Origin of the sequence: Vibrio minamisatsumaniensis (assembly GCF_050337445.1) — a bacterium.
Lineage (GTDB): Bacteria > Pseudomonadota > Gammaproteobacteria > Enterobacterales > Vibrionaceae > Vibrio > Vibrio artabrorum.
This window is the reverse complement of the sequence record NZ_JAKJSY010000089.1, coordinates 1-16,618: the sequence shown is the minus strand read 5'-3', so window position 1 is coordinate 16,618 and position 16,618 is coordinate 1. Positions and strand designations below refer to the sequence as shown.

At 43.6% G+C, this 16,618-nt stretch carries 16 protein-coding genes and 1 pseudogene; 2 read left to right on the top strand and 15 right to left on the bottom strand.

Annotation, left to right across the window (positions count from 1 at the left end; translation table 11 throughout):
• The 15 genes and pseudogenes from L4B77_RS20265 to L4B77_RS17000 form a co-directional block, all read right to left on the bottom strand.
• Nucleotides 1-93, bottom strand: a pseudogene (locus tag L4B77_RS20265) (flagellin); the annotation flags it as partial.
• A 626-nt stretch (nucleotides 94-719) separates the two neighbouring features.
• On the bottom strand, nucleotides 720-1,856 hold the full coding sequence (locus L4B77_RS17065) for a flagellin (RefSeq protein ID WP_261839149.1): 1,137 nt from the start codon (nucleotides 1,854-1,856) through the stop codon (nucleotides 720-722).
• Nucleotides 1,857-2,255: 399 nt separating this feature from the next.
• Nucleotides 2,256-3,446: a flagellar hook-associated protein FlgL gene (gene flgL / locus L4B77_RS17060; RefSeq protein WP_261839148.1), complete on the bottom strand. Its 1,191-nt coding sequence runs from the start codon at nucleotides 3,444-3,446 to the stop codon at nucleotides 2,256-2,258.
• Nucleotides 3,447-3,455: 9 nt separating this feature from the next.
• Entirely contained in the window at nucleotides 3,456-5,336 is a 1,881-nt protein-coding gene (flgK, locus tag L4B77_RS17055; RefSeq protein WP_372040667.1) for a flagellar hook-associated protein FlgK, read from the bottom strand.
• Nucleotides 5,337-5,543: 207 nt separating this feature from the next.
• Entirely contained in the window at nucleotides 5,544-6,470 is a 927-nt protein-coding gene (gene flgJ, locus L4B77_RS17050; protein WP_261839146.1) for a flagellar assembly peptidoglycan hydrolase FlgJ, read from the bottom strand.
• Nucleotides 6,471-6,480: 10 nt separating this feature from the next.
• On the bottom strand, nucleotides 6,481-7,572 hold the full coding sequence (locus L4B77_RS17045; RefSeq protein ID WP_261839145.1) for a flagellar basal body P-ring protein FlgI: 1,092 nt from the start codon (nucleotides 7,570-7,572) through the stop codon (nucleotides 6,481-6,483).
• Between the two features lie 94 nt (nucleotides 7,573-7,666).
• Nucleotides 7,667-8,443, bottom strand: a complete 777-nt coding sequence (flgH, locus tag L4B77_RS17040) for a flagellar basal body L-ring protein FlgH (RefSeq protein WP_429751893.1) — start codon at nucleotides 8,441-8,443, stop codon at nucleotides 7,667-7,669.
• 71 nt (nucleotides 8,444-8,514) lie between these two features.
• Complete coding sequence (gene flgG, locus L4B77_RS17035) at nucleotides 8,515-9,303, bottom strand: flagellar basal-body rod protein FlgG (protein ID WP_429751891.1); 789 nt, start codon at nucleotides 9,301-9,303, stop codon at nucleotides 8,515-8,517.
• A gap of 21 nt (nucleotides 9,304-9,324) precedes the next feature.
• A complete protein-coding gene (gene flgF / locus L4B77_RS17030; RefSeq protein WP_261839142.1) occupies nucleotides 9,325-10,074 on the bottom strand; it encodes a flagellar basal-body rod protein FlgF in 750 nt (249 codons plus the stop codon).
• A gap of 249 nt (nucleotides 10,075-10,323) precedes the next feature.
• Nucleotides 10,324-11,628, bottom strand: a complete 1,305-nt coding sequence (gene flgE, locus L4B77_RS17025; protein ID WP_429751889.1) for a flagellar hook protein FlgE — start codon at nucleotides 11,626-11,628, stop codon at nucleotides 10,324-10,326.
• Nucleotides 11,629-11,677: 49 nt separating this feature from the next.
• Complete coding sequence (flgD, locus tag L4B77_RS17020) at nucleotides 11,678-12,391, bottom strand: flagellar hook assembly protein FlgD (protein ID WP_261839140.1); 714 nt, start codon at nucleotides 12,389-12,391, stop codon at nucleotides 11,678-11,680.
• 17 nt (nucleotides 12,392-12,408) lie between these two features.
• Nucleotides 12,409-12,822: a flagellar basal body rod protein FlgC gene (gene flgC, locus L4B77_RS17015; protein ID WP_261839139.1), complete on the bottom strand. Its 414-nt coding sequence runs from the start codon at nucleotides 12,820-12,822 to the stop codon at nucleotides 12,409-12,411.
• A 4-nt stretch (nucleotides 12,823-12,826) separates the two neighbouring features.
• The gene (gene flgB / locus L4B77_RS17010; RefSeq protein ID WP_261839138.1) at nucleotides 12,827-13,222 is read right to left on the bottom strand and encodes a flagellar basal body rod protein FlgB; all 396 of its coding nucleotides are present in this window, start codon (nucleotides 13,220-13,222) and stop codon (nucleotides 12,827-12,829) included.
• Between the two features lie 255 nt (nucleotides 13,223-13,477).
• Nucleotides 13,478-14,305, bottom strand: coding sequence for a protein-glutamate O-methyltransferase (locus tag L4B77_RS17005; protein ID WP_261839137.1), 828 nt, complete (start codon nucleotides 14,303-14,305; stop codon nucleotides 13,478-13,480).
• An 11-nt stretch (nucleotides 14,306-14,316) separates the two neighbouring features.
• Nucleotides 14,317-15,243, bottom strand: coding sequence for a chemotaxis protein CheV (locus L4B77_RS17000; protein ID WP_261839136.1), 927 nt, complete (start codon nucleotides 15,241-15,243; stop codon nucleotides 14,317-14,319).
• Between the two features lie 77 nt (nucleotides 15,244-15,320).
• Here L4B77_RS17000 and flgA point away from each other — a divergent pair, with 77 nt between their 5' ends.
• A complete protein-coding gene (flgA, locus tag L4B77_RS16995) occupies nucleotides 15,321-16,067 on the top strand; it encodes a flagellar basal body P-ring formation chaperone FlgA (protein WP_429751897.1) in 747 nt (248 codons plus the stop codon).
• 163 nt (nucleotides 16,068-16,230) lie between these two features.
• Entirely contained in the window at nucleotides 16,231-16,548 is a 318-nt protein-coding gene (gene flgM, locus L4B77_RS16990) for a flagellar biosynthesis anti-sigma factor FlgM (RefSeq protein ID WP_429751886.1), read from the top strand.
• Nucleotides 16,549-16,618: the final 70 nt, after the last annotated feature.

Here is a 16,618-nt window from a genome sequence, read left to right as displayed (position 1 = left end):
GCGTTCCATTGATGTTTGTTGTGCGTTGTTTGCGCTGTTTAGGTAACGTTGCGCTGTCATCGCTGAAACGTTGGTATTTACATTCACTGCCATGGTGATTTCTCCAATTGATTTTCCGGTATAACGGTTTCCGACGTCTCGGAAAACCAAGTAGTTCTCTCAAAGTTACTTTTAATAACGGCGCGAAAGTCCGAAGCTTTAGATAAATTTTAAAAAAAACACAAAATAAATATTAAACTTATAACTATCAAAAACTTAAATAAATCACACTTAAACATTACCTCTGAAGATTCAAACGTAAAAAGCCATCAAATTGACCAAAAAAAACACGAATGGTGTCACCTATTCGCCAACATCTAAAAATGAACGATCACAGAACCTTCAGCTTCGTATAGATCCGCTATTTCAGAGACGAAAAACGAGCGCAGTGTCGATGGGTTAAGTCGGGGGATAACGAAGAATAAAAAGCAGAAGGACAAATAAGAAAGATAGAAAAAAGCCCCTTTTCCTTTGAGAGAACCGGGGCTAGTTGGCGCGTCAGAGCTTGTGTGGAGATCATCGAGAAATGAACACATTTCCGACTTGCCGTTGCATTCTTACTGTAAAAATGGATAGCAGGTGAGAGATGAGAGAGCTAAACATTCAATAGTAAGTATGCTTGCCAGTTTCGCTTGTTGCATGGCTCACGTCTGAACACGAGCAACAAGTTCAACCAATAACTATTGCAATAATGATAATGCAGAGTTAGGCAACTGTTTTGCTTGAGCAAGTATTGAAGTACCTGCTTGTTGCAGAATTTGTGATTTGGTCATTTGCGTCGTTTCTTTCGCAAAATCCGTATCTTTGATTCGGCTATTTGAAGCGTCCACATTCTCTTGAACGTTCGCCAAGTTACTAATACTGTGGCTTAGACGGTTCTGTTTTGCACCCAAATCGGCTCGCTGAGAATCGACGTACTGCATTGCGGAATCAATCACACTGATTGCGTTTTGTGAACCGGCAACAGTGGTTAAGCTTATATCTTGAACTGATGTAGGACGACCTTCGCTCTTAATGCCTAACTCAGACGCTAGACCACCCGAGATAGACATTGCCCCTTCCAGATCAGGTTCAGCAACAAAAAGTTGCAAACGCCCTTCTTCTGTCACCGATGCATTCACTAAATCAGATTGACCATTAATGTACGTCGCCAATTCTTCAATATCGTCACCCGCTTTGGCGTTGATATCTAGAACAATGTCTTCACCCGCTTTGGTTGTGAATTCAAATTTGATATCGCTTGCTTTCGGTGGCACTTCCCAGCTCTTGTCTTTAGCATTTTCTGAATCAAACGTCGTCCCTCCCATTCGAGGATCATCGGCACGTATACTGGTTAACGACATAATCATCGCTTCGCCTGAGTTAGAACCTATCTGGAATGAAGCGTCACCAAATGAACCGTTTAATAGACGACGGCCACCAAAAGATGTCGTTTCTGCGATACGGTTTAGCTCATCTTGAAGTGCCGTTGACTCTTCGTTTAGTGCTGTACGCTCAGCTGGCGAGTTCGTGCCGTTTGATGATTGAATCGCGAGATCACGCATACGCTGTAATATGTTGGTTGATTCGTTCATCGCGCCTTCAGCCGTTTGAGCAATCGAAATACCGTCATTGGCATTACGCATTGCGACATCAAGGCCACGAGACTGTGACGTTAAGCGATTCGAGATTTGCAGGCCTGCCGCATCATCTTTGGCACTATTGATTTTTTGGCCCGATGATAAACGCTCCATCGAAGTCGCTAGATCATTAGACGCTTTATTCAGATAACGCTGTGCTGTCATAGCCGAAACGTTAGTATTTACATTGATAGCCATTTTGCTCTCCTTATGAGTTCGCAAAGTTTCTGCGAAGCGGTCAGCTTTACTCTCATATGGATAAGCACTGACCGTGTATTACTCGTTAAGCCCATTTCAAGGCTTAAGAACTGTATAAATCAATCATGACAATATAGATACAAGTTATATGCCAAGTTTTAAAATCAATTGATTATTTTTATAAAAACATAAAAATCAACAACTTAAATAAAAAACATCAAGATCATATTGCATAATAACTGAAGCATCTAAAATGCGTTCGTACACTCATTGCCGCTTTTGCCGCTGATATCAATCCCTGTTGCGTCCGGTGTAAAAACCAGTCAATGTGAAGCAATTCGCACATAAGGCATAGCACATATGGCAAAGAATCGACTTCTATCGAGCGTTAACCCACCACTAAATGTAATTAAACAAGGTGAGATCTTTGGTTTTACCAAACGCGAGTTGTGAAGCTTGTAATGCACGAGAGTTTTCATTGAATTCAATGATCGCTTTCGAATAATCTAAATCTTCGAAATTGCTTTTGGCTTTCGCTAAAGACAACTTAAAATCTTCATGTTGTTGCTCTTGAATATCAAGCGTACTCAAACGCGCACCGACATCGGTTCGCGCCTTTGTTAAATGGATAAAGGCGGCATTAAATTCTTCGGTCACCTGTTGCAATTTTGCGGTTGCCGATGAATCCGATACGGGTTTTTCGGCCTGCTCTATCGCTTCTTTGAACGTGTCAAAAATCGAAAATGTTTCCCTTGGCTCTAACGTAATCGAGTCACCTTTGGTGATTTGACCTTTAATCTGAATATTCAACCCTTCATATTGAATACCAGTAGAAGGATCAAAATCTTCGGCCGCCACCACTTTGCCGTCTTTTTCAAGCTGATAGGCGAACTTACCCGTCTGCATATCTACAAACGTGACTTTATACGTTGAGTCATCTTTAGCCGTATTGGTTGCTCGCTCCAATAACAATTCAGAGGCTGGCTCCAGTTCATACTGAGGTTCGTAATCGCCGAAGGGGTTATCGATTTCCATAAATAACTTACTGCCCGGATCATTCATCGCCATTTCATAGCTGCTCGCCACACGCATCTTGCGTTGATAGTCATCACCATGATAGGTCACCTTCCCTTCGTTATCTCGAAAGAAAGGTTGATTTTTCGGTTTAGTCCCTGCGAAAGTGTAGTTACCCGACTCATCTTGAGAATTAGCTAAGTGCAGAAAATTATTCGCTATCTCTTGAATTTCACGCCTCTTTGCCAAACGATCATCCGGTGAAAGTGAACCGTTGATCATTTCCATTACCGTTCGTTTAGCGCCATCAGCGAACTCTTCTGAGTTAGCGAGCATAACTTCATGATGTTCTAGACGATTTCGAACCAGTGTGATCGCGTCAATATATTGTTTTAACTGCTCGGATTGCTGCCCAATATTTTGTATATAATGGATTGCTAGAGGATCATCACTTGGCGATTGTAACTTCTTGCCTGAAGCCAATTGTGCTTGGTTGTGATGTATCTTGTTCTCTTGACGGCGCAAGTCATTCTGAACAGATTGATAATTATGGAAGCTAGAAATACGACTCAACATTTATACCTCCTACCTCAGAGCTAAAATAGTATTGAACGTATCGTTGGCCGCTTGCATGATGCGAGAAGAAGCCATGTACGCTTGCTGAAATTTCATCATATTTGCCGCTTCCTCATCGAGGTTTACTCCCGATACCGAAGCTATACGCTCTTGGGCTGACTCTTTTTCCAATGTCGCCATATCGCTCAAACGGTTTGCCGTTGAAGCCTTTAAGCCCGTATTGGTATTTAAGTTATGGTAAATATCTAAAATCGTAGACTCACCATTGTTCAGTAGTTTTCCGGTTTGTAGATTTTGTAGCTTACGCAAGTTGCCATTATCACCTTCTGATGGGACCAGATTGACGGTAAACTTATCGTTTGCCAGAGCCCCCGAAGTCAACTCAAACGTTGTGCCATTGATGGTCACAGGCCCTTTGGGCGGGTACGGTTGAGGCTGCATTAGAATGTTACCCTTAGGATCGGTTACCGCGAACTGTTCTCCTTTTGGCGACACAACGACTTCAAACTCACGCAGTTGACCGGCCGCTAAAATATTAAAATCAGCCGTCCCTTTGGCAAATGTCGTGGACGCCTCATAGCTTTGCGCGGCAATGTCTCGCGGATCTTCCGTTTCTATTTGTATTTGAGCCGCAAAATTACGGGTTGGACGCAACAGTAATTTTTCTCCGATTTCAGGCGGATTGCGCACCTCGACTCGCATCCCATCGAGATAAAAAGAGTTGTCACTTGAATTGACACCCACTTTAACGGCTTCGCCATTCGGCTTCGTTACGATGTAATCGCTGCCATCATACCTCAGGCCATATTCGCCGCCTTTTAGGGCCGATATTTTATCGATATATACCGCGATATCCGCCTTAGATGGTCCACTGGCCGTTACACGAGATTTCGCTACTCGCTCAGAGTTCACATCGGTAAACAAGTTTTTACCAACATTGCCATCAAGATCCAGGCCTTGCGATTGCAACGCATTAACTTCATATGAAAAAGCGGTCGCCAAACGACCCAATTCGTCCATGACGGCTGGAATATGTTCGTCTCGCATGTCTAACATGGCCCCAATTTTTCCATCAATGTCACGGCTTGTGATCGGTTTCAAAGACTTGCCTTCGACAATCGCCAAACGACGTTGATGAGCATCCGGTACTCCATCAATCATTTTTAATTGGCTTGCTTCACTGCCAGAGACCAAGGTATGGCCGTTCCCGATATGAACATTAAACCCTTCGGCATTAGAACGTGGCGTCACGGTCACTTTGGTATAACCAGAAAGCTCATTAATCAGCTTTTCATGTTTATCTAGTAGGTCATTATGAGGCCCTGGAGTTCGCATCATTAAACGCTGTACATCACGAATCTCGTAGGCGAGCTGGTTCACTCGTTCAATACCCATATCTAACTTTTTATTCGTAGATTCAGACTGTTGCCGTACTGTTTCATGAAACTCATTTAATGTTTTGCTGATCTGCCCTGCATCTTCCAACACCACTTGACGCGCACCCACATCATTCGGGGTATCCGCCAATGTTTTAACAGAATCAAACCACTCATTAAGGTTTTCTGGAATTTTCTTTGAAGCAACCGATGACAACATTCCAGATAATAAGTCGAGGTTAGCCTCATTATCACTCTTATTAGCGGCATTGGTTGTCGATAGATTAAGTTCTTTGACGGCAAACTGATCCCAAGAGCGGCGAACATTGTCCACATGCACGCCCATACCGTAAGTTTGACCACCGAACTGTCGTGGGTCGTTCGTACCTTGGATCACAGATTGGCGGCTATAGCCCTCTGTGTTGGCGTTAGAAATGTTATGACCGGTGGTGTTCAACTGTCTTTGAGCCGTAAGAACACTTTGTGCTCCTACATTCAAAAGATCCGACGCCATAATGCCCCCAAAAAACGTAACAAAATCAGGATGTGCTGATTAACCATTACAATAAAAGCAAGTTATATGCCAACAAATAACTCAGTATTGCTAGCGATAAAACGGAGTAAAGAACGACAAAGAAAGGGAACGCATAATCACATAAATCTGGCATTAAAAAACAAAAAAAGCTTGCCAATGGCAAGCCCTAGATGTGCAATTTATACTCTAATCCATCTGATCAATTTTGGCTTTCACTCGTAATACCTTATTCGCATAGCCAGGGTCTGTTGCATAACCCGCTTGATGGATACCGTTAATGAAGTTCTCTGCATTCCCCTGATGTTGAAGTGCGGTGTTGTACCTTGGGTTTTCATTTAAGAACTTAACATAGTCGTTAAAACTGTCTTCGAAACTAGGGTAAGAACGGAAAGAGGCCGACTCTTTGACCGCTGTTTTGCCTTGATACTCAAGCGTTTGAGTCGCAACTTTATCGCCCTTCCAACTTCTATCCGCTTTGATGTTAAATAGGTTATGACTGTTGCCCAAAGAGTTTTTAACCATTTTAGACCCCCAACCTGTTTCAAGAGCTGCTTGAGCTAATAGCAACGATGGATCCACACCGAGTGCGCTCGCGGCTTTTTCAGCATAAGGTCTCATTGACTTGACAAACGATTCAGGCGAATCGAAGGAAACCGGTTTTTTGGTTGCCGCATCCGCTAGCGCTGGTTGAACATTCGATGCGCTCTCTTCTGAACGACCGGAGAATCGAGGCCTTTGTAGTGAAGTATCAAAACCTTCACTACGAATCTTTTCTTCAGATGCATCACTCGTTTGACCTGAACTAAGTTGAGCAACAATCATATCTGCAAGGCCTAATGAACCCGATGCACTTAACTCACTCGCCATTTGGTCATCTTGCATCTGACGATAGAATTGCTCGTTTTGACTATTCAAAAGATCGGATTTAAACGTTGAGTTCGCATCGCGCATCGACTTAAATAGCATCGATGTAAAAATAGATTCAAACTGTTTTGCTGCAGCGGTTAATGCTTCTTTCTCACTGCCTTCATCACCATTGATTGCTTGTTGACGAAGACGATCGAGGCTCCCGATGTCATGAATAAAGCCGATATCGTTGTTATTTTTAATCATGCTTTACTCCTTAAATAATGATCAATTGACCTTCAATCGCACCGGCTTGTTTCAGTGCTTGAAGAATGGCCATGAGATCAGAGGGGGCAGCGCCAACTTCATTGACTGCGCGAACCAAATCATCGAGCGTTAAACCCGGTTCAAACTTGAACATCTTGCCATCAGCTTCTGTTACTTCGATATCAGAATCCGGAGTCACCACCGTTTGACCACCAGAGAATGCATTGGGCTGGCTAACATTGAGGTTTTCTTTTATTGCTACTGTCATACCACCGTGGGTAACCGCTGCCGATTTCAGGCGAACATGCTTGCCAACAACGATAGTACCAGTACGAGAGTTCACGATGATTTTTGCAGAACCTTCTGCGGGGTCGAATTCAATGTTTTCGATAGCAGATAAGAAAGCCACACGTTGACTAATTTCCCGAGGAGCACGTACTTTTACTGAAACGGAATCTACCGCAGACGCCATTTGTGGGCCTAGAAAATTATTCACTGCATCAGCTAAACGTTGAGCTGTCGTGAAATCAGATTGGATTAGGTTAAAGGTGATGTAGTCGCCACGACCAAATGGGGTTGGGATCTCTTGCTCGACCGTCGCACCGCTAGAGATGATACCGACGTTAGGGTTGTTACCGACAATCTTAGAACCGTCGTTACCTTGTGCACTAAAGCCACTGACCACCAAGTTACCCTGCGCTACCGCATACACTTGACCGTCTAGACCTTTCAGGAAGGTCTGCAGCAAGGTACCACCACGCAGGCTTTTTGCTGAACCGATAGAAGAAACGGTTACGTCAACTTCTTGGCCCTGCTTAGAGAATGCCGGCAGTTCAGCGGTCACAATGACTGCCGCTACGTTTTTGGTTTTTGGCTTAGTGCCAGGCGGCAATTGAATGCCAAAATTTTGCAGCATCGCGTTAAACGTTTGATCGGTAAAGGGCGTTGTCTCACCAGTACCCGGCAAACCCGTCACCAAACCGTAACCAACAAGTTGGTTACTACGAACACCCGCCACTTTTGCCACGTCTTTGATACGCGCAGCATGGGCACTGGTGGCAAGAAATAGCATGCCGAAGAGTACGAGTGTCAATTTTTTCATTGGATAACCTGTCTGTATTGCTTAAATTTATAATAACTTAGCTAAAAATGATTGAACGACAGAGGCAGTCAGTATATCGACACACTCTCAAGCTCTACAGTGATACATTAAAGAATCGTGCCAAGAATCCAGGCTCTTGCATATCTTGTTGCACGCCAGTCCCTGAGTACTGAATTCGCGCGTTAGAAACACGGTTTGAAGCGATGGTATTTTCAAAGTCAATATCTTCAGGACGAATGGTGCCACTCAGGCGGATATACTCATCACCGGTGTTTAATGTCATCCATTTCTCACCACGGACCACTAGGTTGCCATTGGCTAACACTTCGATGACTTCAACGGTAATGTAACCGCTGATACTGTTACTTTGATTGGCTGACGCATCACCAGCAAAGGTGTTGGTGTTGCTCAGATCGTAGGAGAAGTTGTATTTATCGATAGACAGCTCTTGACCACCCACAGCCAGTGGCTCCATCGATGCATCATTCGACTTAGACATGTCTGCGTTGGCTTTCTTGGTCGCTCGAGTATTTTCATCCAACGCCACTGTAATGATGTCACCAATACCGTGAGGTTTTGAGTCGTCATACATACTGCCAATGTGGTTAACATTGAACAGTGAACCGGTGGCCGCCGCATAATGTTCTGGTTTCTGCTTTGGATTGATTGGTGCCCATGCAGGATCACCAGCAACCGGATCGGTTCTATTACGAAGCGTATCGATAATACCCGTGCTAGCTTCAGGCGACTTATCACCTTCCACAGCATCAACTACAGTGGTTGCGGTTTCTGTCGCTGGAGTATCAATAGGCGTCAATACTGAACAACCTGTCATAGACATCAACAGAGCTAAACAAAAAATACGTTTCATGGCAATCTACTCTCAGCAGTGAATAAAAAACACGTCAAAGGATGAAAACAAACAAGCGGTTGATAGACTAATTACAACTGCTGGTTAATAAAGCCCATCATCTTATCGACGGTCGAGATGACTTTCGAATTCATTTCGTATACTCGTTGAGCCTCGATCATATTAACCAACTCTTCCGTTACGTTTACATTCGATGTTTCAAGCATCGACTGACGGATATTGCCTAAGCCATCAAGGCCCGGTACACCCTCTTGCGGATCGCCACTTGCACCTGTAGGCAAGTAAAGGTTTTGCCCAACCGGTTCTAAACCACCAGGGTTTACAAAATCAGTAATAGTAATCTGCCCGACCACAACGTTGTTTTGCTGGCCTCGTAAACGCACTGAAACTTCACCATCGTTACCAACGGTCACCGAAATCGCATCCTCAGGAATAACAATCTCTGGTTGTAAAGCATAACCTTGTCCCGATGTTACGATAGCGCCATCACCGTTAAGCGTGAACTGACCATTTCGACTGTAGCCTGTCTCGCCATCTGGCATTTCAACTTGGAAGAAACCATCACCTTCGATCATCATATCGAGACTGTTCGAGGTCGTTTGTGCATTACCGTGAGTGTGCACTTTTTGAGTTGCCACGACTTTAGAACCTGCACCTAACATCAGCCCGCTTGGCAATTCAGTATTTTGAGACGACTGTCCACCCGGCTGATTGATATTCTGATAGAACAGATCTTCAAACACCGCACGACTCTTTTTAAAACCAATAGTGGATGCGTTGGCAAGGTTGTTTGAAATGGTTGATATATTGGTTTGCTGGGCGTCTAACCCTGTTTTACTTACCCATAATGCTGGTTGCATAGCAATTTCCTTTAAATTCTATTAGCTCATACGAAGCAGTGAATCGGACGCCTTGTCCATTTTCTCTGCAGTGCTCATCATTTTGACCTGCATTTCAAACTGACGTTGTAAGTCAATGAGGCTGGTCATTTCACCGACAGCATTGACGTTACTGCCTTCGATAGCACCTTTTAACAAGGTTACCCCTGCATCTGCTTCGTATGCCTGATCTGGGTTCTTCGAACGGAATAGACCATTCGTATCTTTAAACAAACTTTGGTTGTCTGGACGTACAAGTTTAATACGGCCTACCGCAGCTAATTCTTCAGCTGGCGCGCCTTGTGGAATGACGGAAACGGTTCCGTCGGTGCCAATTTCGACTTTACTGACCGGAATAGGGATCGTAATGGGTGCGTCGTTTTCACCTAATACCAAGTGCCCGCTGGCGTTGGTGAGCAAACCATTTGAGCTGATCTTTAGGTTACCGTTACGCGTTAAACCTTCACTGCCGGTTTTGTCCATAACTGAAATCCAACCATCCCCTTGAATCGTAACGTCGAGATCTCGACCAGTGGTGATCACACTACCTTGCGAAAAATTATGTCCCGGACGCTCTGTCATAGCGAAAACACGAGTCGGCAAACCTTCACCGTATGCTTGCATCGAACGAGCTTGTGCTAAATCAGCACGGAAACCCGTTGTACTGACGTTGGCAAGGTTGTTTGCACGTAGCTGCAAAGCTTGCATGTTTTGCTTAGCGCCACTCATGGCAAGAAACAGTGCGCGATCCATAATTTTGCTCCAAAAATCATCTTCTGAGACTAATAAAGCAAACATTATGCCAATATTTTTAAGTGTTATTTATCAATAAGTTAAATAAATAAAATAGAAAGAATGATCATTAAACGATCATTAAGGAAGAATTGTTGCCAGTGATATCACTGTGCGGCAATCAGGGTGGCAAATAGGAGGGCAAACGACAATACCCAACTCAATAACATTGACTTGGGTATTTGCAGAGGATTCAGACGTTCGAAATGATTAGCGAATCTGAAGAATATTCTGTTGTAATTGGTTGTGTACTTCTAAAGAACGCGAGTTCGCTTGGAAGTTACGTTGAGCAGAAATCAAATCCACCAGTTCTTGAGTCATATCGATATTAGACTGCTCTAGCGAACCATTGTTGATACTACCAAATGAACCTTTGTTTGATTCACCCCAAATTTTTGCGCCCGATGTGTTAGTCGAGTCCCACTGGGTACTGCCTTTCTTGTCTAGACCTTGCTCATTAGGTACACGAACCAAGCCTACACGACCAAGCATCACGTTTTCACCATTTGAGTAAGTCCCTAGAACACTGCCGTACTCATCAAAATCGATTTTGGTTAAGAAACCGGTTGTCGCACCATCTTCATCAAACTTAGTGAGTTCAAAAGGAGCAGCAAACTGAGTTGAAGACTCTAGCCCAAAATTAAGTACTTGAGTGGGATCAGCACCATTCAAATCAATTGGGTTAGCACCAGCGCCTAATGCTTCAGATTTAATTGGCTGACCATTATTGAGGCTTGCTAATGTGCCGTCATTATTAAACTTCATAGTGTGACCAACTTGCCCTTGAGCATTCGTCGCATCACCACCAGCAATGTTCACTGGCTTCTCACCATTTTCATCTGCCATGGTGTAGTAGGCCTGCCAAGTATTGGGTTGAGTCTGATCTTTCAGGTAGTAAGTCGTTAACTTGTAAGACTGCCCCATAGAATCGTATACCGTCGAAGATGTTGCACGATTATAGGTGTCAGGATCTTTGAAGTTAAACGCAGCAGGATCTTTAAGATCACCGTTTGCAGGAAGGTTCACTCCTACTTCAATGTTTTCTGTCTGTTTTGGTTTACCAAACTCAGCTGGAATGTCCAAAGGCTTTGGTGCGTAAGAAAGCACCTCACCAGAAGTAGGATCGACATCGTAACCTAAAAGAAACTCATCGTTAGCCGTAACCATGTAGTTGTCTTTATTTAGGTGAAAGGCACCATTACGTGTTAGTTCGTTGGTCTCTGGCACCATACGGTCTTTCGACACCGCAAAGAAACCCGTACCACTGACACGTAAGTCCATTGGGTTATTCGTATAAATACTTGAACCTTCATGAAATTGCTGTGCCACTTGACCAACTTGTGCACCGCCGCCTGACGCTGTTTTTGCATTAGTGAACAACGAGTTTGAATACACATCGCCGAACTCGGCACGAGACTCTTTAAAGCCAAATGTGTTTGCATTCGCAATGTTGTTACTGGTTGTATTCAAGTCTAATTGTGCAGCGGATAGACCGCTTAAAGCTACATATGACATTCCAATATTCTCCTAATCTATCTAGCTAGCATCGTTACTTTATCAAAAGCTACGCTTTACCTACTTCGAGTACTTCAGCAAGTCGTACTGGCGATGTGAAACCAGCCAGATTGAGTAGTACGTTGCCATCACCCTTACCAAGAAGCACACTGTTCACGTTCGCATAACTCGACACTTGGAACTCGGTGTTCTCGCCATCCAGTAAACCCGACGCTTTCACATTGTATTTACCAGCCGGCAATGGATTACCGTCTTCGTCTTTTCCGTCCCATTCAACACGTGTATCACCTGATGGTTTAGAGCCGATATCAAAGGTGCGAACCAACTGGCCAACTTCGTTCTCAACACGGACGATAACATTGTCCATTGCTTGAGGAAGCTTAACCATAGCCGCCATACCGCCATCACCAGGTTTTACGCCTGCCGCACCAGGAACCAATACATCTCGTCCCACTAAAGAAGAGGCTTGTAATGCTTGGTTAGAGGTCATTGATGAATTCAAGCTTTCAAACTGTGTATTCATTTTGCCAATACCGTCTACGGTCGCAAATGAAGCCATTTGCGCAATCATCTGGTCATTGCTAACCGGCTTGAAAGGGTCTTGTTGTGCAAGTTGCTTAGTTAACAAAGATAAAAAATCTTCTTGTTTAAGATCTTGTTTACCTGTTGTTTCGTCGGGCTTCTTAGCGCCATCTTGAAGACTCTTTAGCTGGTCAACATAGGACAAGCCGCTTTGACCAACATTGTTGTTGATTCCCGCCATATGCTACCTCCTTATCCTTATTGACCCATCTGCAGCGTACGCAGCAGCATTTGTTTACTCGAATCGGCAACCTGTACATTTGTTTGGTACGCACGTGATGCCGAAATCATATTTGCCATCTCTTCCATAACATTCACATTAGGCTTATAGATATAGCCTTCATCGTTCGCTAATGGGTGATCTGGATTGTATTCCGCACTTAGCGGCTTATCGCTTTCTACGATACCGAGAACTTTCACCGGCACGGTATAATCGCTATTACTTGCCCGGTTTAACTCAGCTCCGAACACTGCGTGACGCGCCTTGTAAGTTTCTTCAGCAGAGCTGCTTACACTGCCCGCGTTGGCAAGGTTGCTTGAGGTTGTATTTAGACGAACAGATTCAGCACTCATCGCAGAACCAGTGACATTGAATACATTAAATAAGCTCATCTAATTATTCCCCTTTAATCGCTTTAGTTAAATTCTTGAACTTACTGCCTAGAAAATCGAGAGAAGCTTGATGCCTAATTTGGTTTTGCATGAAAAGGTTTCTTTCCAAATCCAAATCAACCGTGTTGCCATCTCCAGTATCAGGCTGAGTAGGAATTCGATACTTCGTTTCCCCATTCACTGTTGTTGAGGCAGAAATATGCCGACCGTCTGTGCGACTAAGACCAATACTTGCCCCAGAACTTGCCGCTTGCAGTGATTTATTAAAGTCCAGTCCCTTTGCTTTATACCCAGGCGTGTTTGCTTGTGCGATATTCGTAGAAATCACCTCAGCATTACGTTCACGTACACCTACTGTGTATTGGTGAATGCCTAAAGCATTATCAAAAGAAATAGCCATGTAAACCTCAACTCAAGAACTGACTGTTATGAAATAATAAAAGCAATATCTATACCAACTTTTAAAGACCCGCTAAGGACAAATCATTTCATAGATAACTCACATACCAACTAGCAATATACAAGCCAAAAATAGAGTCGATTGGAATGTCGCTCTAACTTAAAGATATAGGTTAAGCAGAAAAAAGAAAACCCAGCGCTGGGCTGGGTTTCAAATTTAGGCAGTAACGCCACACCTTATAATGTGTGCTAATAATTACTTTAATTTATAGATGATGCCTGGATTACAGCGAACCATTTCAAAACGATCCGTTAAGCCGGTTAGTGATTCTGACGCGCCCAACAACAGATAACCACCAGGATTAAGGCTGTTAGCCATCTGATTCAGCACCTTTGACTTCATGTCAGGCGAGAAGTATATCAACACATTACGACAGAAAATGATGTCGAACTTACCTAACAATGCATAGCTATCCATCAAGTTCTGTGGACGGAAGTTCACCATGCGCTTTAAATTATCTTTGACTTTCATGCGACCATCACCCGCATCTTCAAAGAAAGCACGACGTCGCTCAGGAGAAAGGCCTCGCCCTAGCGCTAAGTTGTCATAAACACCTTTTCGACACATATCCAACATGCTTGCAGATATATCCGTACCCGTGATAGACACGTTTGGCAACATACCCGGCTTACGCGCTTGAGTCTCAAGAATCGTCATTGCCATTGAGTATGCTTCTTGTCCTGAAGAGCTTGCCGCAGACCAAATTTTAATAGGACGTTTATTTGCCGCTATTTCCGGCAGAAGCTTATCCGCCAAAACAGCAAACGGGTAAGTATCTCGGAACCAAAGTGTCTCATTCGTCGTCATCGCATCCACAGCTGCCACTCGCAACTCTCGGTTTCGTCCTGTTACAACATCTCTTAACAAATCAGATAGCGAAGCTACATTAAATTTGGTTACTAATGGGCTTAAACGGCTGCGCACTAAATACTGTTTGCTGTCACCTAATACAATGCCACATTGAGATTCTAAGAAACGGCTGAAATCGCGATACTCTTGATCACTTATTGTTATAGCAGTCATTAATGTCTCTTTTAGTTAGTTAACGCAGCTTTAACCGCTGCACCAAGCTCATCAGGATTGAATTTAGCGATAAAGGAGTTGGCTCCAACACGCTCAACCATGGCTTGGTTAAATACACCACTCAATGATGAGTGTAAAATTACGTATAGATCTTTGAGTTCAGCATGACGACGAATCTCAGCAGTCAACGTGTATCCATCCATTTCTGGCATTTCGATATCAGAAATAACCAATGAAATCTGGTCATAAATACTGCCTTCTGATGACATCTTCATCAGTTTCTCATAGGCGTCTTTACCATCTTTCGCTGAGATAACCTCAAAACCGATGGATTCAATCGCTCGTTGCACTTGCTTACGAGCAACCGTTGAATCGTCAGCAATTAAGATACGGCGAACCAGTGGTTTCTCTTGTTCTACTTTTGCAATATCTTCAGCAATCTTGCTGTCCATTGTTTCATCAACAGGAGAAATTTCTGCAAGGATTTTTTCAACATCCAGAATTTCTACCAATTCATTATCAATATTGGTTACTGCAGTCAGATAGTTCGCTCGACCTGCTCCATCCGGCGGTGGAAGAATCGATTCCCAGTGCATGTTAATAATGCGTTCTACTGAACTGACCAAGAAACCTTGAATGGTTCGGTTAAACTCAGAGATAACCACAAAACACTTTTCAACATCTACGGTCGGGCGTCCCCCCGTCGCTAAGCTCAAATCGATCACAGAGATTGTTTGCCCGCGAATGTGTGCTACACCTTTAACCAGTGGGTTCAAATTCGGCATTTTTGTCAGCTTAGGGCATTGAAGCACTTCTTTTACTTTAAAGACATTAATGCCGTAACGCTGACGGCCCATTAGGCGAAAGGTTAGTAATTCTAATCGGTTTTGACCGACGAGTTGCGTACGCTGATTCACTGAATCAAGAATACCCGTCATGAGCTCATCTCCATATCAAACTTTTTTGAATAAAAAGTGTTAGTCTACTGCAGGCTACGAACCACTTGAGAAACAGGATAATGTATTATAAAAAAAATCTGCCTAATTTTTCCATAGCAATGTGTAGAGCTGCATTTAAAACTGTCGCTAAGTTTATCGGCATTTTATCAATATTGTTTAGTTTTTTTATACAAGCGGCTACCCCAGAGCAAATTGAAATGATTCAATCGGCTGCGAAACAACACATTCTTGATACGGTTGAACAGCCACAAGGCGGCGAACTCTTTGTCGATCCGGCCAATATTGACTCAAGAATTAGAGCAACTCACTGCCCGACTCCTCTTAAAACCAGCGCGTCAACAACCACTAACACCCGAAGTAGTATCACGGTTTTAGTACAATGTATACCCGATGAATGGCAAGTGTATGTGCCGGTACGACTCTCTATGTCGGTGCCACTCGTGACCACGACTCGTTCAATCTCAAGAGGTGAAATCGTTGGTCAATATGATGTTACCATCGACATGATTTCTCTTAATAAGTTTCGTCGTCAAGGTTTCACCACTCCGCAACAAGTCGTTGGCGCCAAAGTAAAAAAGAACTTGAGACCAGGAGAGGTCGTTGAAAGGGGCGATATTTGCGTTGTCTGTCGAAACGAGAAAGTGATCATACAAGCAGTAAAAGGTGGCATGAGCATTACCACAAAAGGGACCGCTCTCACCGATGGCTCAATGGGCGATCAAGTCAGAGTGAAAAATGACAAATCACAGCGTATAATCGAGGGGATTGTAACCAATATGTCTGAAGTCACAGTCCAGTTCTAAATGAGTAGCAATAGCCGGTTAGTTTACTCTCAAGCTCGTGCTGAATATTACGACTGCGGAGTTTTGTCCTTTTTCGACTATTGGGCGAAAAATTGCTAAAGTAATTGAACCCTAGGTCGATATTGACTGTACAGGTTCCCATTTTTTGAAAAAAGGCTTAACTATGGCTGGCATTGATACGATTCGTTCAGGGCAAACCCTAACGACCACAAACCGATCAGCAGTACGTTCTAATTCTAGTTCTGAGACATCACGCTCCGATGTTGCAGCGAAATCACCCGCAAGCAAAGATGCGGTTTCACTGAGCCAGCAAGGCAAAGCGATAGGTCAACTCCATCAAGATATGGCAGCACAGCCAAGCTTTGACTCAGCAAAAGTCGCAGCGATCAAAGAAGCGATTGCCAATGGTTCATACACTGTCGATCCGGAAAAACTGGCCGACAGCATGACAAAATTTGGACATGAATTAAAAAGCTTTTAAGACAATACTCACTTTCAATTGAAGTTATTGTCTTAAAGTACATGAGGTTATAAATAGGTTTACATTATGG